The sequence below is a fragment of the Sphingobacterium sp. WM genome, from assembly GCF_029542465.1.
Taxonomy (GTDB): Bacteria; Bacteroidota; Bacteroidia; order Sphingobacteriales; family Sphingobacteriaceae; genus Sphingobacterium; species Sphingobacterium cellulitidis.
Map to the genome: position 1 here is coordinate 1,969,371 of NZ_CP120709.1, position 19,264 is coordinate 1,988,634.

Sequence of the window (19,264 nt, forward strand, 5' to 3'; positions counted from 1 at the left end):
TGTTTAAACAGCTAAATATTGAAGCTTCGTTAAAAATTTAAACTTTTGGCTTAGATTTTGGTCAAATAGGGAGAACAACATGAATATCATATGAAAAGATTTTTGGGATTATTATTGGTAGCCTTCATGGCATTTAGTGTATCATCATGTTATACACACCGTCACCATCCACATGGTATGCCTCCAGGACAAGCAAAAAAGAAATACGGTAGCAAATCAGCTAAACGTTACGCACCTGGACAACAAAAGAAAAAATATAAAGGTAATAAAGGGCGACATAATCACCCTGGACATAGGGTAGATGTGATGTGGCAGTATTAGTATTTAGTATTTAGTATTTAGTATTTAGTATTTAGTATTTAGTATTTAGACTTGTATGGCGGATAGATATAGTTTGCTAATACAAAGCATTCAGAAATGCAGGCATCTAAATACTAAATACTCTCTACTAAATACTAATAAAATAAAAATCCCTGTTTTCATTTGAAAACAGGGATTTTTTTTTATTGTTAAATGCTTACTCAGCGATAACTTCGAAAGGTACTTGTACTTTCACTTCCTTGTGTAAGTTCAAGTTAGCGATGTACTCACCTAATTGCTTAGGTTCAGTTTCGAACGTGATACGACGGCGGTCAACATCATAACCTTGAGCTTTAAGAGCGTCAGCGATTTGAATGCTGTTAACTTTTCCGAAGATCTTACCAGACTCACCAGCTTTAGCACCAATAGATAATTTTACTGTTTCTAATTTAGCTGCTAATTCAGTAGCATCTTTTTTAATTTTTTCTTGTTTAAACTGAGCTTGTTTGATATTCTCAGCTAAAACTTTCTTTGCAGAAGGCGTTGCCATTACTGCAAATCCTTGAGGAATTAAGTAGTTACGGCCGAAACCTGGTTTTACTACTACGATATCGTCTTTCTCTCCAAGGTGTTTAACATCTTGTTTTAATATAACTTCCATTATCGTATCCTCCTTATTTTAATGAATCAGTTACGTAAGGCATAAGTCCGATAATACGCGCACGTTTAACGGCTTGAGCAACTTTACGTTGAAATTTCAATGATGTTCCAGTTAATCGACGAGGTAAAATTTTACCTTGGTCATTTACGAACTTCAAAAGGAAGTTAGCGTCTTTGTAGTCGATGTATTTAATACCGTTCTTTCTGAAGCGACAGTATTTTTTACGGTTGTCCTCTACTTTAGGAGCAGTCACGTATTGGATGTTTTCGTTTGCCATTAGTTTGCTACCTCCTCAGTTTTAGTTTCTGCCTTTTTGTTGAATGCACCGCTACGTTTTTTCTCGTTGTAAGCCACAGCGTGCTTGTCTAGAGAAATCGTTAAGAAACGCATCACGCGCTCATCACGTTTGTATTCAACCTCTAATTTTTTAATTAAATCACCTGGAGCCTTGAATTCAGTTAAGTGATAGAATCCAGTTGTTTTTTTCTGGATCGGATACGCTAATTTTTTCAAACCCCAATTATCTTCAGCGATAATTTCGGCTCCGCCTTCTGTTAAGATGTCTTTGAATTTCGCGATAGCTTCTTTCGCAGCATCTTCTGAAAGCAACGGGGTAAGAATGATTACAGATTCGTACTGTTGCATTGTGTAAATAATTATGTTTATTAATTTAACTCCGTAGTTATATTAACGGAAGTGCAAAGATAGAAAAATCCATCGATTATTAAAAAAAAGAGTAATTATTTTTTGAATTGGATTTTGTTAATCAATTACTTAGCTCAACATGTGGCTAGAAGCTTACAGATGATACTAATTTACTCAGCTTTTTAAGGAAGTATTTCTGAATATGCTAATCTTTGCATCAGCAAAAATAATAGAGAATAGTATTGAATTTTATTGTTAGAATGCCCTTCTGGGCAAGGATTGTGGTTGCTATTTTCGCAGGATTGTGTATTGGTTATCTGATGTTTAAAATGATTTATTTCATTCTCCTGTATTTATAGAACCAAAAGAACTTTTGTTTATTATGATTAAAGCCCAATCAGAAATGATTGGGCTTATGTATTTTTTGCATTCGACTCCGCTCAGGGAACCTGATTCAAATTATGCTAATTTGCCTAATGCTTCTTTAATTCTGCGCAATGCTTCAACTAAACTCTCATCAGATGCCGCATAAGAAAGGCGGATATAATTATTGTTTCCAAATGAATCTCCACCAACAGTTGCAACATGGCCATAGTTCAATAGATATAAGGCCAAATCTGCTGAATTATTGATTACATTTCCTTCAGGATCTTTTTTACCAAAGAATGAGCTAATTTCTGGGAAGAAATAGAATGCACCATCTGGTAAGTTTGTTTTTACCCCAGGAATATCATTCAATAAATCATATACTAATTGACGACGACGAGCAAATGCTTCTTTCATCTCTAATACACTTTCCAATCCTTGTTCGTAGGCAGCAATACCCGCACGTTGAGAAATAGAGCATGTTCCTGAGGTTGTTTGACCTTGCATTTTTTCATTGGCAGCAGCAATTTCTTTGTTTGCTGCAATATATCCCAAACGCCAACCTGTCATTGCAAAGGCTTTAGAAAAACCATTGATAATAATGACACGGTCCTTAATAGATGGGAATTGAGCGATAGACTCATGCTTATCAACGAAATTGATATGTTCGTAAATCTCATCAGAGATAATGTAAATTTCAGGATGCTTTTCAAATACCTTAACCAAGCCTTCTAATTCAGCTTTCGAGTAAACCGAACCAGTCGGGTTACAAGGAGAGGAGAACATAAAAACTTTAGATTTTGGCGTAATAGCTGCCTCTAATTGTTCCGGTGTAATTTTGAAATCTGATTCAATCGTTGTATCTATATAAACAGATTTACCTTCCGCTAATACGACCATTTCGGAATAGGATACCCAATAAGGTGTAGGGATGATAACTTCATCTCCAGGGTTTACTAAAGTTAACAGCACATTGGATAATGACTGTTTGGCTCCAGTAGAAACTACGATATTGGAGATGTCATAGTCTAAGCCATTTTCATTTTTTAGTTTATTAACGATCGCTTGGCGAAGCTCAGGATAACCAGAAACAGGGGAGTAACGGGTCCAATTTTCATCCAAGGCCTTCTTAGCAGCATCTTTTACATGCTCAGGCGTATTGAAATCGGGTTCACCTACACTTAAACTAATTACATTAATGCCTTTAGCCGCAAGTTCACGGCCCAATTTGGTCATCTTTAATGTTGCAGACTCGGATAGATTGTTTATTCTATCGGATAATATGGATGTTGTACTCATGATATTGCAAATATATTATATACAATTTATTATTGATGAGAAAAATGTAACAAAATATCTGTAAAAATGATACTTTCTAAATAGATTGCTTGGAATAGGTGTTTATGAAATAAATGATAGCTTTGTAAGCAAAGGACAGGTTTTGATGAAGTTAAAATTTGACGGGTTTATAATCGCCCTTATTGCAATGATTATCCTTGCCTATATCTATCCAAATGTAGTAGAGTTCTTAGATGGCAAGTTTTTAGATGGAATTATCAGCGTAGGCGTAGCTTTGGTTTTCTTTTTTTACGGCTTGAAGTTGAGCTTTGATGAGGTAAAACAAGGAATGAAAAATTGGAAATTGCACCTCTCTGTGCAATTTTTCACTTTCGGCCTGTTCCCTTTGTTGGTATTATTATTCCGCCCTTTGGTCCATACTGAAACTCAGGAACAATTTTGGTTGTCCTTTTATTTTTTAGCGGCATTACCTTCTACCGTCACCTCCTCGGTAGTAATGGTTTCCATCGCTAAAGGAAATGTTCCTGCCGCGATATTCAATGCCTCCATATCCGGATTGATCGGGGTAGCCGTAACGCCTTTGCTGATGCATTTCTTCTTAGAAGTTGGCGAAGTTAATGTGTTCGGGGAATTATATTTAGGCCTCTTATTTGAAGTTATACTTCCTGTAATATTAGGTTTATTGATTCAACCTTATTGGGGTAAATGGGCGCATAAATATGGAAAAGCCTTATCAAATTTTGATAAAGGTGTGGTCTTATTAATCGTCTATAGTAGCTTTTCAGAATCCTTTTTGAATGATATTTTCAATACCATTGGTACAACCTATCTAGCTACCTTATTTATTTCAGTAATCGTATTGTTTTTTACTGTTTATTTGATCATTCTGTTATTGGTTAGATATGTTTTGAAGTTTAATCGGGAGGATCGGATTTCTGCATTATTCTGTGGCTCAAAGAAATCCCTAACCCATGGAAGTGTTTTCTCGAAATTTCTCTTTGCGAATAACCCCAAATTGGGGCTTTTTATCTTGCCATTGATGATTTATCATGCATTTCAGATTTTTGTGGTGACGATCATAGCGCAACGCTTAGGAAATCAAAAAGATGAGCGTATGTTAACAAATAAGTAACAATTCCTATTCCCGAATTAATTATTTTTGCGGTTCAAATTTAGTACTATGAATAGGCAAATGAGGTTGGTTTTATTATCCTTGGTAACAGGTATCGTTTTGATGCTCATCAAGTTTATTGCCTATTTTATTACGGAATCCAATGCTATTTTTTCAGATGCTGCAGAGAGTATCGTAAATATTGTCGCCTCTGGCTTTGCCTATTACAGCATCTACCTATCGGCTCAACCGAAAGATGAAAATCACCCTTATGGACATGGGAAAGTAGAATTTTTCTCTGTTTTCGTGGAAGGGGGGATGATTTTTATTGCAGGTAGTATTATCCTTATCAAATCAATTTATTCGATTTTCTCTCCAGAACCGGTGAGTAATGTTGAAGAAGGGATGTATTTGATTTTAGTTACTTCCCTGATCAATTTTGGCGTAGGTTTTTATTTGATGAAGCGTGGTAAAGCGTTAAGATCATTGACGATAGAAGCGGATGGAAAGCATCTCCAAGTGGATGCCTATAGCTCCATTGGATTGATTGCCGGACTATTGTTGATGAAATTTACAGGATTAGCATGGATTGACCTTGCACTATCTTTTGCACTCGGTACATTTATCCTTTACAATGGTTATAAATTGCTTCGCAAATCCATTTCTGGATTGATGGATGAATCCGATGCCGAAGTGGTGGAAGAGGTTGTTGCTATTCTTAATAAAAAGCGGAAGCCGGAATGGATCGATGTACACAATCTTAGAATACAACGATATGGTCAGGAAATGCATATTGATTGCCATTTGACCTTACCTAATTATTATGACCTCAACCAGGTTCACGATAGTATCTCTGATTTTGATTCTCTCCTCAACGAGAACTTAAATGCAAAGACCGAATTCTTCATACACCCAGACCCTTGTATGCCGGAATGTTGCCATTATTGCAATGTGCAGAATTGCCCCATTCGTACTGAACCGTATTCCAAACATATTGATTGGAATATTGTGAATGTGACTAAAAATATGAAGCACTTTAGGGCGGAAAAATAATTTCTTGCTACAGATATGTCGCCCCGATGGGGCTGTACCTTGTTATATGTCCCTTGCTACAAATATGTCGCCCCGATGGGTCTGTGTTTTATTAAATGTTCCTTGCTACAGATATGTCGCCCCGATGGGGCTGTATCTTATTAAATGTCCCTTGCTACAAATATGTCGCCCCGATGGGGCTGTGTTTTATTAAATGTTCCTTGCTACAAATATGTCGCCCCGATGGGGCTGTACCTTGTTATATGTTCCTTTGCTACAAATATGTCACCCCTCTGGGGTTCTTGACATCGCTGCCGATTTCCTATAAAATCAGTATCTTTAATAAAAAACCAATTTTTATGAAAATCTTCGGCACATTATCTGTATTTCTATTGTTGATTCAATTTTCTTTTGGGCAGACTGCAAAAACTGCTGTTAGCGAGGTTTTGGATGCCTGGCATTTGGCAGCAGGTGAAGCCAAATTTAACGCCTATTTTGATCTAATGGATGAAAATTCCGTGTTTATTGGGACTGATGCCACAGAGCGCTGGGATAAGCAGGAATTTATGGATTATGCGAAGCCTCATTTTGATAAAGGCAAAGCTTGGAATTTCAGTAGCCTGGAGAGAAATATAGAAATTTCGGAAGATGGTAAAACCGCATGGATAGATGAATTGTTAAATACACAGATGAAGATTTGCCGGGGCTCGGGAGTATTAATCAATAAGAACGGGAAATGGCTCATTAAGCAATATGTACTTTCAATGACGGTGCCTAATGATCTGGCATCTAAAGTGGTGAGCATGAAGACCGATATTGAGGATGAAATAATTGAAGAATTGAAACTTAAATAAAGATACTATGTTAGTGAAACACGAAGAGTCAGGGAATAAAGGCTCATTTTTTGCAGTAGAAGATGGAAAGCAAATTGGCGAGATGACATATTCCAAAGCAGGTCCTGGAAAAATCATTATAGACCATACCGAAGTAGATCCTGAAGAAAAGGGAAAAGGGATCGGGTCTGTTCTATTGGAAAAAGCAGTCGACTATGCGCGGGAGAATAATGTGAAAATATTACCATTATGTCCATTTGCGAAGGCGCAGTTTGATCGTGATGTTAATATTCGCGACGTTCTGTTTTAAGGAAAACGTAAATTATATCTACCATTATGAATGCAGTTGTTATAGGTGCTACAGGAGCTACCGGGAGAGAGTTGGTCCTACAGTTGTTATCGAATCCAAAAGTGGATTCAGTGACAGTATTAGTTAGAAGACCATTCTTTACCTCGGAGCCCAAGCTGCATGAGGTAATTGTAGATTTTGATCACTTAGAGAATTATAGTGATTTTATAATTGGGGATGTTGCTTTCTCAACCCTTGGCACCACCTTAAAGGATGCAGGAAGCAAGGAAGCCCAATGGGTGGTAGACTATGACTATCAGTTGAAGTTTGCCGCCTTATGTAAGATGAATAGGATAGATACCTTTGTTTTACTTTCATCTGCACAGGCGAGTAAGAATTCCAGATTCCATTATACCAAAATGAAAGGCCTGTTGGAGGAAGGAATCAAAGCATTGAATTTCTCAAAATTAATCATTGTACGTCCAGGTCCGATCGATCGTCCCAATACGAAGCGAAAAGGAGAGAAGTACGCTGTTAAAACTCTTAAGTTCTTGAATAGAATGGGTTTATTTAAACCATATAAACCAATTAGTACGATGTTTTTGGCGAAGGCTATTGTAGATGCTGTTTTTGAAGATAAGGATGGTATCCTGGATATTTATAATCCGAAGGAAATCTGGGGAGAATTAGGGGAGCAGGTTTAATAAATTCATAATAATTAAGGAATTTCTATTGAAATAAGACAAAGATTTTTCATAATTCAGCATTATTTTGGCTTTTATGGCTATTTAAAATTGATTTTATTATCTTTAGGCGAATTTAAAAAAAGAGGTAAAGAAACTCTTTGATTTTCACTAATAATTGCAAAATAATATCATTTCAATAGAAAATTATGTCATCTAAGATCATTTACACAAAAACAGATGAAGCGCCTTTATTGGCAACGTATTCATTTCTACCTATTGTTCAATCCTTTGCGAAAACCGCAAATATTGAAGTCGAATTAAGAGATATTTCATTAGCGGGACGTATTCTTGCTATTTTCAACGAATATTTAACAGCAGATCAAAAAACAGCTGATGCATTGGCAGAATTAGGTCAATTAGCAACTACGCCAGAGGCTAACATCATTAAGTTGCCGAATATTTCTGCTTCTATTCCACAATTAAAAGCTGCTATTGCTGAATTACAAAAGGCTGGATATAATATTCCTAATTATCCAGATTCTCCAGCAAATGCTGATGAAGAGAAAATCAAAGCAAATTATGCTAAAGTATTAGGATCAGCAGTGAACCCAGTTTTACGTGAAGGGAACTCGGATCGTCGTGCTCCAAAAGCAGTTAAGAATTATGCGAAAGCAAATCCACATAGAATGGGCGCTTGGGCTAGTGATAGCAAAACGAAAGTTGCTTCCATGGAAGAAGGTGATTTCTATGGTTCAGAACAATCATTGACTGTGGATTCAGATAGCCAATTCAAAATTGAATTCGTTGGTTCAAACGGAGAAATCAAAGAATTAAAAGGATTAGCAAATTTGAAAGCTGGAGAAGTAATTGACTCTTCAGTGATGCATGTTGCTAAATTAAAAGAATTTGTTGCGAAAGCTATTCAAGAAGCTAAAGAAGCAGGTGTATTATTATCAGCGCACTTGAAAGCTACTATGATGAAGGTTTCAGATCCTATTATTTTTGGGGCAATTGTAGAAATATATTTCAAGGATGTTTTCGAGAAATATGGTTCATTATTCCAGGAATTGGGCATTAACAAAAATAATGGTCTTGGTGAGGTTTATGCAAAGATTGCAGGTACTCCACAAGAGGCTGAGGTAAAAGCAGCAATTGATGCAGCTATTGCTAATGGACCAGATTTGGCAATGGTAAATTCAGATAAAGGAATTACAAATTTACATGTTCCTTCGGATGTTATTGTTGATGCATCGATGCCAGCAATGATCCGTATTGGAGGTAAAATGTGGGATAAGAATGGTGCTGAGCAAGATACATTAGCAGTTATCCCAGATAGATCATATGCTGGAATTTACGAAGCTGTGATTGAAGATTGTAAAGTAAATGGTGCTTACGATCCAAAAACTATGGGTTCAGTTCCAAACGTTGGATTAATGGCTCAAAAAGCTGAAGAATATGGCTCCCATGATAAAACATTCCAAGCAGCATCAAACGGAGTAATTCGTGTAGTTGACAATAATGGTAAAACATTGATGGAGCAGCAAGTTGAGGAAGGTGATATCTTCCGTATGTGTCAAACAAAAGATGCTCCAATTCAGGATTGGGTTAAATTAGCAGTAAATCGCGCGCGTTTATCAGCTACTCCAGCAGTATTCTGGTTAGATGAAAACCGTGCTCATGATAGAGAGATCATTAAGAAAGTAAAAACTTACTTAGCTGATCACGATACAACAGGATTAGATATCCGTATTTTATCACCAATTGAGGCTACAAAATTCTCGATTGAAAGAATTCGTAAAGGTGAAGACACGATTTCAGTTACAGGTAATGTGTTACGTGATTATTTAACTGACTTATTCCCAATTTTAGAATTAGGTACTTCAGCAAAAATGTTATCTATTGTTCCATTGATGAATGGTGGTGGATTATTTGAAACAGGTGCTGGTGGTTCAGCTCCAAAACATGTTGAGCAATTTTTAGAAGAAGGCTATTTACGTTGGGATTCATTAGGTGAATTCTTGGCATTACAAGCTTCACTTGAACATTTAGCTCAAACACAGAACAATGAAAAAGCACAGGTATTGGCAGATGCATTAGATGAGGCAAATGCTAAATTCTTGGCAAATGATAAATCACCTGCACGTAAAGTAGGTCAAATTGATAACCGTGGTTCTCATTATTATTTAGCGACTTATTGGGCTGAGGCATTGGCGAATCAAACAAAGAATGCAGAATTAGCTGCGAAATTTGCTGGATTAGCGAAGACCTTAACGGAGCAAGAAGCAAAGATTAATGAAGAATTAATTGGAGCACAAGGAAAAGCTCAGGATATCGCAGGCTATTACTTCCCGAACGATGAATTAGCTTCTAAAGCTATGCGTCCATCTGCAACATTAAATGCTGCGATTGATTCATTCTAAGAATATTAATCATATTGAAAAGCCCTTGTTATTGATTTAACAAGGGCTTTTTATTTTGGCAAATATGCTGCTGGTAAGATTTCCGATACGAATGCTCTGGTTTATTGCCGTTTTGGGTAGAAATCATTAAATTTAGTATGTAAAACAACATAAACCTATATCCATGAGTCATAATAGTAGAAGAAAATTTTTGCAGCATACCGCTTTGGGAGCTGCTGCAGTTATTGCTGGTCCTAATTGGTTGCATGCAGGAACCAAGACATCAAATTCAAGCCTAGCAGATCAGAATAGTTTGAAATTAGGGATTGCAGGTTATAGTTTTGTGAACTTTAATCTTGATCAATCCTTAGCAATGATGAAAAGGATGGATGTTCGATATTTATGTATTAAGGATTTTCATTTACCATTAAATAGTTCAGCAGAACAAATTGCTGCTTTCCATAAGAAATTAGCGGATTCTAATGTTACTGGATATGCTGTAGGACCGATTTATATGAAGACCGAAGCCGAAATTGATAAAGCATTTGATTATTGTAAGCGTGTAGGAGTTAATTTGATGATTGGCATTCCGGAAATCAAGGATCTTCCTTACGTAGCTAAAAAAGCGAAAGAGAACAATATTAAGTTTGGAATACATAATCATGGCCCTGAAGATAAGATTTATCCCAATGCCACCGTTATTTGGAATCATATCAAAGACTTGGATAAGAATATGGGGATGTGTTTTGATATGGGGCATGATACCCGAGATGGTCAGGATCCGATCAAAGATTTTGTAAAATATAAAGACCGCATATTTGATATACATTTAAAGAATGTGACGGCTGCCGATGCAAAAGGAACAACCTGTGAATTAGGACGTGGAGTTATCGATATACCAGCATTTGTAAAGGCATTATTGAAAAATAAATACCAAAGATGTTGTAGTATAGAATTTGAAAAAGATATGAAAGATCCATTAGCAGGTATTGCTGAATCCGTTGGATATTTTCGAGGTGTATTAAGCGCAGTCTAAGAATTCCTCGTACATTGAACCAAAAAGGAATAATCAAATTGATTATTCCTTTTTGTTTTTATATAAATCTAAAGGATTTTTATTGAAATTGATAATTGAAATTATTGAAACTTAACAAAATATCAAATGTTTAATATTAAGAGACTGTTAAGTTAAAGGGATTCAAAAAATAGGTAAATTAGCTATATAAACCATTGTGTATGAAAATCGTAATTCTGTTATTGCTAAACTTAATGTTTTTGCATGCCTATGCACAGAAAGACTTTTCATTAATAAATCCCAGGAAAAATTCTTTCCGGTTTGATCTCAATGGTAATTTAGTATTGCTACCGGTGAAGGTCAATGGAGTTGAGCTATCATTTTTATTGGATACGGGGGTAAAGGAAACCATTTTATTTGCGACTCCGCAAGATTCTGTTCCTTTAGAAAATATTTCCAAGGTCAAATTTTCAGGGATAGGAATTGAAGATGGAGTAGAAGGTATAATGGCAGTAGGCAATGAGTTTTCAGTTGGAAATATCTTAATTGATAGTACCCATAATATTTATGTTATTGATGCTGAGGACTTAGATTTGTCCAGTCATATCGGAGTTCCAATCAATGGAATCTTAGGCAGCCATTTATTTGAGGATTATTTGGTTCGAGTAGATTATCAAAAGAAAAAGATCAGTGTTTTTGATCCATTTGATTATCCAGAGAAACTGGTTAAGAATCATCAGAAAATTCCTATAGAGTTAGAACGAAGCCGTCCTTATGTTTACATTGATGTGGATTTAGGAAATAGAAATTTAAAACAAGCAAAAATGCTTGTGGATATGGGTAATTCGGATGGGATGTTGGTTTTTCCGTTTCTTTTAGACTCCTTTACTGTTCATGAGCCAAATATTTATGATTTTATTGGTCGAGGATTCAACGGATTGATCTTTGGGAAAAGAAATCGGATTGAAGGTTTTGAGTGGTCTGGGTTTTATATTAAGGAACCTATTGTTTCATATCCGGATTCAAATGCTGTTCATGCGGCAAAGTTAGCGAAAAATAGAGTTGGTTCTATTGGGAATCAAGTCTTACAGCATTTTGATGTAATTTTTAATTATCAGCAGAATGAGATTTTCCTGAAGAAGAATCGGAATTTTGGGAAGAAATTCGAGATCAATATGTCTGGAATGGAGATCAAGCATGATGGCTTGGAGTGGACCAAACGCAGATTAGCAACTACAGTAGGCAAGCGAGATGCCGATAATCCGAATTCAGGGATCAATGTTTACAATCAGGAAGATTTCAAGTATGAATTTACCTTACGACCAATATATAAGATTGCCAGTGTTCGGGAAGGCTCACCTGCGGATTCGGCGGGGGTAAAGGTCAATGATGAGCTCTTGAAGATTAATGGCAATAGTGCTCAGAATATGAAGTTAAATCATATTCTCGGAAAGTTGATGCATAAAGAAGGGGAAGAGATTAATTTGCTATTAAAGCGAGGTACTGAAGAAGTAAAAGCTCATTTTATCTTAATAGATCCAATTCCTTATCGAAAGGCAGTCAATAATTAGAAATAAAAAAGCCTTGAATTAATCAAGGCTTTCATTTTATTCGTTTACAACTCCCATTTTGCTGAATTTATCAATTCGTTCAGCAACCAGTGTTTCTTTATCTTTAGCACCTAGGACAGCCAGGTCTGATAATATTTTATTTTTGACGTTCAGGGCTGTAGCTTCAGGATCTTGATGCGCACCACCAATTGGTTCATCAATGATTCCATCAATTAATCCATTACCCAACATATCTTCTGCCGTTAATTTCAATGCTTCAGCAGCTCTTTCTTTCTGGTCCCAACTTCTCCAAAGGATTGAAGAACAAGATTCCGGAGAGATCACCGAGTACCAAGTATTTTGCAACATATACACTTTATCGCCAATACCAATACCTAAGGCTCCACCAGAAGCACCTTCACCAATTACAATACAAATAATAGGCACTTTTAGAACGGACATTTCCAGTAAGTTTCTAGCGATAGCTTCACCTTGACCACGTTCTTCAGCTTCTAGACCTGGATAAGCACCCATGGTGTCGATTAAGGTAACGACAGGTTTATTAAACTTTTCTGCCATTTTCATAAGGCGTAAAGCTTTTCTATAACCTTCAGGGTTTGCCATACCGAAATTACGGAATTGGCGTTCTTTCGTGTTTTTACCTTTTTGATGACCAATAACCATTACGGATTGTCCGCCAATTGTTGCGAATCCACCAACAATAGCTTTATCGTCACGAACATTTCTATCGCCGTGTAATTCGATAAAATCATCACATATTAAATCAATATAATCGAAGGTTTGTGGTCTATCAGGATGTCTGGACATCTGCACTTTCTGCCAGCCAGTCATATTGCTATACACCTCAACTTTTGTTTGTTCTAGTTTTTCTTCCAATTCACGAACTGTAGCGCCCATATCTACTTTGGTTTTTTCTTCTACTTGTTTAACCTTTTCGATTTGCGTCTGTAGATCAGCAATCGGCTTTTCAAAATCAAATGTCGTCTCCATAATTACCTGTTTGGTGTCATTAAAGCGGTAGCTAAGTTACTTGTTTTTTAAGAATTATAAAATGTTATTTCATCATTAGCTTAACATTAAGTCATCCTAAAACTATTTAGTAGTTGATAATAAGCAATATAACAAATTGATGCCAATACTTGTTTTGTGTTGTAATTAAAAAAATAATATCTTCAAGACCATGAATGCAGCTGCCTCAGTTAACAAACCGAAAATTCCTTGGGCTTTTATCGCAAAGGTTATTCTGGTAATCCTTATTATTTTCAGTCATCTTCATTTTGAACATGAAATTGAACAACGGAAACTTCTTGCCCAGATTTTAAAGGGTTTGTATTCATTCTTAATTCCTAGTATTCTACTTTCCATGGTTAGATTTTTGGTCATTATCTTATATAATGCCAGAAATTCCATTAAAAGAGAACGTGGTAATTTTGTGCTTGGCATTAACAGATTGACAGCTGTCTTAAATACTGTATTCCTTGTCATTGCTATTATGACTGCTTTTGGAATTAATCCTAAAGATTTTATTACCAGTATTACTATTGTTGCGATGGCTATCGCAGTAATTTTCAAAGACTATATCACCAATATGATTTCAGGATTGATTGTAATGTTCTCAGAACAATTATCTGTTGGAGATCGTATTCAGGTAGGGGATCATAAGGGAAGAATAATTGATATTACTTTTGCCAACTTAGTACTTCAGGATGAAGAAGATGATATTGTGATGGTTCCAAATAATCTCGTATTTACTTCTACCTTTATGAACTTATCTGCTCATCAGTCAAGTTTATTCACCGTAAAGTTTGAGTTGCCATTGGAAGTTTCCTTGCACCTAGAAGAATTGGAGGAACATCTTAGACTGAGTTTGATAACACATCCTAATCTCGAGTTCAAAGAAGATGAATTTCAAGTGAAGGTATTAGATATAGGAAAGGATTTCGTACGCTATAAAATAGATCTGTACGCAGTTACCAATAGTAATCGCATGCACAGGAATATTGAAAATGAAATCTTAAAGGAAATAATCAAGTTTGAGCGCAATATCCTTAGATCTTCCTAACTTTTACACGCTTGATAAAATGTTCAGAGCCTTTTTTAAGGATTAGGTCAGCTCTATATCTTGTTGGAAGAATATTTTCGTGAAGGTTTGGCTTATTAATTTCATTCCAAATCTGTCTAGCCATTTTGTAGCTTTCCTCTTCAGATAGATTTGCATACTTATGAAAATAGGAAGCAGAATTTTGGAAGGCAGTTGCTCTTAAGGATTCAAAGCGGTCAATGTACCATGAAACGATATTTTTCTCATCAGCATCCACATAGATTGAAAAATCGAAGAAATCCGAAACGAACACACCATTTTTTCTAGAATTTACCTGCAATACATTAATTCCTTCAACAATAAGTACATCAGGTTGAGAAATAATCAATTTATCGTTAGCAAGAACATCATATTCCAGGTGTGAGTAAAGAGGAACAGTTACTTGCGATTTTCCGGACTTGATATCTGCCAGGAATTGCATTAATTTTTTGGTATCGTAACTTTCTGGAAAGCCTTTTCTGTTAAGGATATTTCTTTTAATCAATTCCTTATTAGGATAAAGGAATCCATCTGTTGTAACCAGTTCAACTTTTGGTTTATTCGGTAGGAGCGATAGCACCTTGGTAAGTACCCTTGCGGTTGTACTTTTTCCCACGGCTACAGATCCGGCGATCCCAATAATGAAAGGGAGTTTTTGGTGATTGCGTTTGAAAAATATATTGCTTTTAGCATGTAATTCCTGGAAGTTATTGATATGAACCTCTAATAAATGAGCCAAAGGGATATAGATATCCTCAATTTCCTCCATTGTTAGAGGTTCATTTAAGGCATGCAATTGATCTAAATCTTTCTCTTGAATCTGATGGCTTAATTGACCATTCAATCTTTTCCACTGTTCACGAGTAAAGTTTTGGAACGGACTTGTAAAAGTATGTTCACTGATTAGAGGCATAGCAATTTGAATTTTTCAAGTCGCAAATATACAATCAAGATTTGTTTTTTAATTAAATTGTATCAATTAGATTACTTTCAATGACAATTGGATGCATTAAAGTTTTATGAACCGGACATTTTTCACCTATTTGATAAAGTCTTCGTTTTTGATCTTCGTCCAAATCACCATCTATAAATATATTGCATTTGATAAAAGTTGTTTGTTGTTGTTCACTTTTTTGAACTTCACTAGATACCTGAATATCAATTTTGTCTACATTCCATTTTTTTCTGTTGGCATACATTCTCATTGTAATTGCCTTGCAAGCTCCTAGAGAAGATAATAGGAGTTGAGTAGGCGCTAAGCCTTTATTTTCACCACCTAACTCAATAGGTTCATCTGCTAAAATATTTAAATCTTCGTACGAAATTGTTGTTGTATAACTGCTGTCACCGATACTAACTAATACTTCATTTGCCATATAATTTTGTTTCTTCTTCTAATAATCCTTTAATAATTAATGATCCTGTTGCTGGGTTAGTTGCTAGAGGTACATTCCAGAGGTCGCATATACGCATCAACATTTGAATGTCGGGTTCATGCGGGTGTTTTCCAAGTGGGTCTCTAAAAAAGATGATCCCTTCGATTTTGCCTTCCGCAGCCATTGCTGCAATTTGGGCATCCCCACCTTTGGGTCCTGATAGTTTTAATTCTACCTCTAAACCAGTTTGTTGAATATAAGAACCTGTTGTTCCTGTTGCCACGAGATGAGCTTTGGATAATTCTTCTTGATGGTCTTTGACGAAAGCTACCATTTCGGCTTTTTTCCCATCATGTGCAATTAAAGCTATAGTTTTTGCCATTTGTTAATTTAGTTTGCGTGCTATTTTTGATCGCTTCGATAATATAACAAAAATATTTTGACAAGGTTATTTTAAGGATATTAAAATGTCAATTTTTTAATCTTCTTATTTATTCTGGGGTTAAAGTTTTTCCTTGAGGTATTGCCATACAGAGGTATGTTTTTTCTCGCTTTTCCTTTCCTTATCAGCTATAAGATCTAGTACATAGGCATCTAACATATTTTCATTATCGCTGATTAATTTATCGGCAAGAGAAACTATTTTTTGAATATTCCCTTTGGAGGCAGCATCTAGCGCTGGTTCTATAGATGATAAATTGGAAGGTTCAATTCGGATATAGTTAGAGGAGTGTTGAACCGATCGAAACAGTTGATGTAGGAAATAATCGTTGCTTTCCGAGGAGCTACTGGTCATAATATCCACTAGAGCAGGTCCGATTGAGATTGCTTTTTGCTTTTTAAAATCTTCGTATTTATAGGCGTTCTTAGCAATTCCCGTTCCTAGCGAAAGGATATGGACATCATCAATCTTAAAGGTCTTATAGGTTTTAAGAACTTCCAATAAAGCCGAGATAGCAGGGTTATGGGCGAATACTCCGCCATCTACCAAGGGGTATCTTGTTCCGGCGAGGGAGTAAATTTCTGCAACGGAGAAATAAGTTGGAGCAGCAGAGGTTGCACGGCAAACATCCCTTAGATAGAAATCTCGCGATTCACCATGAGTAATAGCTTTTTGTTGACGAAATAAATGATTTTTACGAAGTTCAATATTATATGCGGTGATAATACAAGGTTTGATCAGTTCACTGAGTTTTTGGTCACCGAAGTAGCTTTCGAGCACATTTTCAAGAACTTTCTCGTCGTATAGTTCCGTTAATAGTCCGAATTGGTTGAGGAATCTTCGCCAGCTGCTAGTAGTAAAGATATCTGTTCCATGTTTAATATAAATATCGAGCGCATCTTTTGCGGAGAACCTAGGTCTAGTGAGATCTTGCGGATCAGGGCAGAGGAGAATACTGATGAGGATACCACCGGTACTAGTACCTGCGAAGAAGTCGAAATAATCAGAGAGGTGGGCATTTTGGTTTCCGGTGGCTTTTTTAATTTTTTGTTCCAGCGAAACGAGCATCATTCCCGGGATAATACCTCGGATTCCGCCACCATCGATTGATAATATTCTTTTCATATTGAGTGATAAGGTAAGATAATCAAAGGAAATCAGAAAGGGGAAATATTTTTTAACAAAAATGCGTTAAAGCTGGTTAAAAGTAATATATTTGCAGCCACAATCAGGAGAGGTGTCAGAGTGGTCGAATGAGCAGACCTGGAAAGTCTGTATACGGGATGACTGTATCGAGGGTTCGAATCCCTCTCTCTCCGCCAACCAAATCAAAGCCCGACTTTTGTCGGGTTTTGTCGTTAATAGGGGGTGCCAAACTTGTTTGAACACCCCCTATTAACGACAAAACCAGCGAGCAGAGCGAGCGGCTTTGATTTGGTTGAAGCCACCCCCCAAAGGGATGGTTCAGGGCTGAAGGGTGGGGGTAAGAGCGGCTGAACCAATCCCGACTACGCTAGCGTTATTCGGATTAAGATAGAAATTCGGCGAAGGCGAATGTTATCCCAAGAAGAAGAAGGGCGTATGCAATACGCCCGTACGGCGCTGGCGTTATTCGGTGGGTCCATGGAGGGCGTATGCAATACGCCCGTACGGCGCTGGCATTATTCGGTGGGTCCATGAAGGGCGTATGCGATACGCCCGTACGGCGCTGGCGTTATTCGGTGGGTCCATGGAGGGCGTATGCGATACGCCCGTACGGCGCTGGCGTTATTCGGTGGGTCCATGGAGGGCGTATGCAATACGCCCTTACAGCGTTGGCATTATTCGGTGGGTCCATGGAGGGCGTATGCAATACGCCCTTACGACGCTAGCATTATTCAATTAAGGATAAGAATTCGGCGAAGCCGTATCCAATCTACCCCTACAACTTTGCTGTGAATTTTAAAAGATTTATATTAGATTTTTAATATTTCAATTATGAGCCAAAACAAGTATTCAGGGTTTTCAGATGAGCAACTTTTGCTGGAGCAAAAGAAATTAAAGTCGACGAATTTAATCAATGCAATATTAATTGGTGCTGCGATTGGTGTTGCAGCATATAGTTATTATAATAGAGGGTTTAGCTTTTTTACACTATTTCCATTATTGTTTGTTTATTGGTTTTGGACCTCTAAGAAGAATACTCAAGAATTGGAGGCTGAGATTAAATCCAGAAACTTATAATGTCAGTTCAACCTAAACAAAACCTATTCAAGTATATTATTCTATTTGGGCTTTTTCTACTACAAAGGGAGTTAGTTTTTTCTCAATCTTCTATTGTTCCTGAGATTCCATTTCAAGCTGAGGCTGAGGTTTCGGTGGATGGGAAGTTGGATGATTGGAGTAAATTGAAAAAGTTGTTTGTGGTTGATGAATTTGTGTCTCCTTGGAGCAGTTCTGATTTTGGTAAGACGGTTTTCAAGGCTTTTTATGATAAGGAGTATTTGTATTTCTATTTTGATATTGAGGACAAGAATATCGTAGAGAAGAAGTTTGAGAGGGAGGAAGATGTTGCAAAAGGAGACAGGGGTGAGATATTTCTTTCGGCGGATTCAAGTCTAAGTGAATATTTTTGTTTTGAAATTGCTCCTAGTGGGGAGGTGTTAGATTATAAAGCCAAGTATTATAGGAAGTTTGATTATGAATGGGATCTTAAGGGTTTGGAAATTAAAACAGATGTTGGTCCCAGTGGATATATTCTAGAAGGCAGAATTCCGTTGGAATTTGTAAAAGGATTAATAAAATCAAAATCATCTTCAGAATTTCGAATGGGAATTTTCCGGGGTGAGTTTAATAGCTTAAGCTGGAATGAAAAGGATATCAATTGGATATCTTGGATTCGTCCGAATACAGAAAAACCAGATTTTCATACGCCATCTGCCTTTCAATGGGTGCGATTGGGAAGGGTGGAATAATTGAAATTATGTCCTGTTGGGGGAAAGGAAGTGTGAAGAAGGACGGGAAACCCCGGAGGGGTCCTTATTATTGGTGTCGGATTTTTGAAACGAATTGTAGGGGCGTATTGCATACGCCCTTTTATTGTTTAATAGGTTTATCGTATGTATTGGATTATATTATTGGATAGAGGGCGTATGCGATACGCCCCTACAGCGTTGGCGT

The 19,264-nt window shown here is 36.7% G+C and carries 21 protein-coding genes and 1 tRNA gene; 13 read left to right on the forward strand and 9 right to left on the reverse strand.

All coding sequences use genetic code 11. The features are described from left to right. Nucleotides 1-90 precede the first annotated feature (90 nt). Nucleotides 91-321, forward strand: coding sequence for a hypothetical protein (locus PZ892_RS08395; RefSeq protein ID WP_094256301.1), 231 nt, complete (start codon nucleotides 91-93; stop codon nucleotides 319-321). Between the two features lie 196 nt (nucleotides 322-517). On the opposite strand, the gene rplI is transcribed toward PZ892_RS08395, so the two are convergent. The 4 genes from rplI to PZ892_RS08415 all read right to left on the reverse strand — a co-directional run bounded on the left by rplI (nucleotide 518) and on the right by PZ892_RS08415 (nucleotide 3,271). Further along, entirely contained in the window at nucleotides 518-961 is a 444-nt protein-coding gene (gene rplI / locus PZ892_RS08400; RefSeq protein WP_094256302.1) for a 50S ribosomal protein L9, read from the reverse strand. Nucleotides 962-974: 13 nt separating this feature from the next. Further along, the gene (gene rpsR / locus PZ892_RS08405; RefSeq protein WP_094256303.1) at nucleotides 975-1,238 is read right to left on the reverse strand and encodes a 30S ribosomal protein S18; all 264 of its coding nucleotides are present in this window, start codon (nucleotides 1,236-1,238) and stop codon (nucleotides 975-977) included. Next, complete coding sequence (gene rpsF, locus PZ892_RS08410; protein WP_094256304.1) at nucleotides 1,238-1,606, reverse strand: 30S ribosomal protein S6; 369 nt, start codon at nucleotides 1,604-1,606, stop codon at nucleotides 1,238-1,240. Before rpsF ends, rpsR begins: the two co-directional genes overlap by 1 nt. A gap of 459 nt (nucleotides 1,607-2,065) precedes the next feature. Continuing rightward, nucleotides 2,066-3,271 carry a pyridoxal phosphate-dependent aminotransferase gene (locus PZ892_RS08415; protein WP_229678371.1) on the reverse strand — a complete coding sequence of 402 codons (1,206 nt, stop codon included), beginning with the start codon at nucleotides 3,269-3,271 and terminating at the stop codon, nucleotides 2,066-2,068. A 145-nt stretch (nucleotides 3,272-3,416) separates the two neighbouring features. Here PZ892_RS08415 and PZ892_RS08420 point away from each other — a divergent pair, with 145 nt between their 5' ends. From PZ892_RS08420 to PZ892_RS08455, 8 genes are all read left to right on the forward strand, one after another. Then, on the forward strand, nucleotides 3,417-4,403 hold the full coding sequence (locus PZ892_RS08420) for a bile acid:sodium symporter family protein (RefSeq protein WP_182499750.1): 987 nt from the start codon (nucleotides 3,417-3,419) through the stop codon (nucleotides 4,401-4,403). A 48-nt stretch (nucleotides 4,404-4,451) separates the two neighbouring features. Continuing rightward, a complete protein-coding gene (locus PZ892_RS08425) occupies nucleotides 4,452-5,435 on the forward strand; it encodes a cation diffusion facilitator family transporter (protein WP_182499749.1) in 984 nt (327 codons plus the stop codon). 338 nt (nucleotides 5,436-5,773) lie between these two features. Further along, nucleotides 5,774-6,268, forward strand: coding sequence for a nuclear transport factor 2 family protein (locus PZ892_RS08430; protein ID WP_277712769.1), 495 nt, complete (start codon nucleotides 5,774-5,776; stop codon nucleotides 6,266-6,268). A gap of 7 nt (nucleotides 6,269-6,275) precedes the next feature. Beyond that, on the forward strand, nucleotides 6,276-6,557 hold the full coding sequence (locus PZ892_RS08435) for a GNAT family N-acetyltransferase (RefSeq protein ID WP_094256307.1): 282 nt from the start codon (nucleotides 6,276-6,278) through the stop codon (nucleotides 6,555-6,557). Between the two features lie 26 nt (nucleotides 6,558-6,583). Continuing rightward, a complete protein-coding gene (locus PZ892_RS08440) occupies nucleotides 6,584-7,240 on the forward strand; it encodes an NAD(P)H-binding protein (RefSeq protein ID WP_277712770.1) in 657 nt (218 codons plus the stop codon). A 188-nt stretch (nucleotides 7,241-7,428) separates the two neighbouring features. Next, nucleotides 7,429-9,642, forward strand: a complete 2,214-nt coding sequence (locus tag PZ892_RS08445; RefSeq protein ID WP_277712771.1) for an NADP-dependent isocitrate dehydrogenase — start codon at nucleotides 7,429-7,431, stop codon at nucleotides 9,640-9,642. Nucleotides 9,643-9,805: 163 nt separating this feature from the next. Next, complete coding sequence (locus PZ892_RS08450; protein WP_277712772.1) at nucleotides 9,806-10,657, forward strand: sugar phosphate isomerase/epimerase; 852 nt, start codon at nucleotides 9,806-9,808, stop codon at nucleotides 10,655-10,657. 200 nt (nucleotides 10,658-10,857) lie between these two features. Further along, complete coding sequence (locus tag PZ892_RS08455) at nucleotides 10,858-12,207, forward strand: PDZ domain-containing protein (RefSeq protein WP_277712773.1); 1,350 nt, start codon at nucleotides 10,858-10,860, stop codon at nucleotides 12,205-12,207. 36 nt (nucleotides 12,208-12,243) lie between these two features. Here the strand turns inward: PZ892_RS08455 and PZ892_RS08460 are convergent, their stop codons facing one another. Then, nucleotides 12,244-13,197: an acetyl-CoA carboxylase carboxyltransferase subunit alpha gene (locus tag PZ892_RS08460; RefSeq protein ID WP_094256311.1), complete on the reverse strand. Its 954-nt coding sequence runs from the start codon at nucleotides 13,195-13,197 to the stop codon at nucleotides 12,244-12,246. 190 nt (nucleotides 13,198-13,387) lie between these two features. Here PZ892_RS08460 and PZ892_RS08465 point away from each other — a divergent pair, with 190 nt between their 5' ends. Beyond that, nucleotides 13,388-14,269: a mechanosensitive ion channel domain-containing protein gene (locus PZ892_RS08465; protein WP_094281591.1), complete on the forward strand. Its 882-nt coding sequence runs from the start codon at nucleotides 13,388-13,390 to the stop codon at nucleotides 14,267-14,269. Here PZ892_RS08465 and coaA read toward each other — a convergent pair. From coaA to PZ892_RS08485, 4 genes are all read right to left on the reverse strand, one after another. Further along, on the reverse strand, nucleotides 14,256-15,200 hold the full coding sequence (gene coaA, locus PZ892_RS08470) for a type I pantothenate kinase (protein WP_094256313.1): 945 nt from the start codon (nucleotides 15,198-15,200) through the stop codon (nucleotides 14,256-14,258). The two genes, PZ892_RS08465 and coaA, sit on opposite strands and share 14 nt — an antisense overlap. Before the next feature lie 52 nt (nucleotides 15,201-15,252). Further along, nucleotides 15,253-15,663 (reverse strand): OsmC family protein, encoded by a 411-nt coding sequence (locus PZ892_RS08475; RefSeq protein WP_094281593.1) that lies wholly within the window; start codon nucleotides 15,661-15,663, stop codon nucleotides 15,253-15,255. Continuing rightward, a complete protein-coding gene (locus PZ892_RS08480; RefSeq protein WP_094256315.1) occupies nucleotides 15,653-16,045 on the reverse strand; it encodes a methylglyoxal synthase in 393 nt (130 codons plus the stop codon). The genes PZ892_RS08475 and PZ892_RS08480 overlap by 11 nt, the downstream gene beginning before the upstream one ends. A gap of 120 nt (nucleotides 16,046-16,165) precedes the next feature. Further along, a complete protein-coding gene (locus PZ892_RS08485) occupies nucleotides 16,166-17,230 on the reverse strand; it encodes a patatin-like phospholipase family protein (RefSeq protein WP_094256316.1) in 1,065 nt (354 codons plus the stop codon). A gap of 106 nt (nucleotides 17,231-17,336) precedes the next feature. On the opposite strand from PZ892_RS08485, the gene PZ892_RS08490 reads away from it, so the two are divergent. The 3 genes from PZ892_RS08490 (at nucleotide 17,337) to PZ892_RS08500 (ending at nucleotide 19,059) form a co-directional block, all read left to right on the forward strand. Continuing rightward, nucleotides 17,337-17,427, forward strand: a tRNA-Ser gene (locus PZ892_RS08490). Nucleotides 17,428-18,082: 655 nt separating this feature from the next. Continuing rightward, nucleotides 18,083-18,328, forward strand: a complete 246-nt coding sequence (locus tag PZ892_RS08495; RefSeq protein ID WP_094256318.1) for a hypothetical protein — start codon at nucleotides 18,083-18,085, stop codon at nucleotides 18,326-18,328. After that, a complete protein-coding gene (locus PZ892_RS08500; RefSeq protein WP_277712774.1) occupies nucleotides 18,328-19,059 on the forward strand; it encodes a carbohydrate-binding family 9-like protein in 732 nt (243 codons plus the stop codon). Before PZ892_RS08495 ends, PZ892_RS08500 begins: the two co-directional genes overlap by 1 nt. Nucleotides 19,060-19,264: the final 205 nt, after the last annotated feature.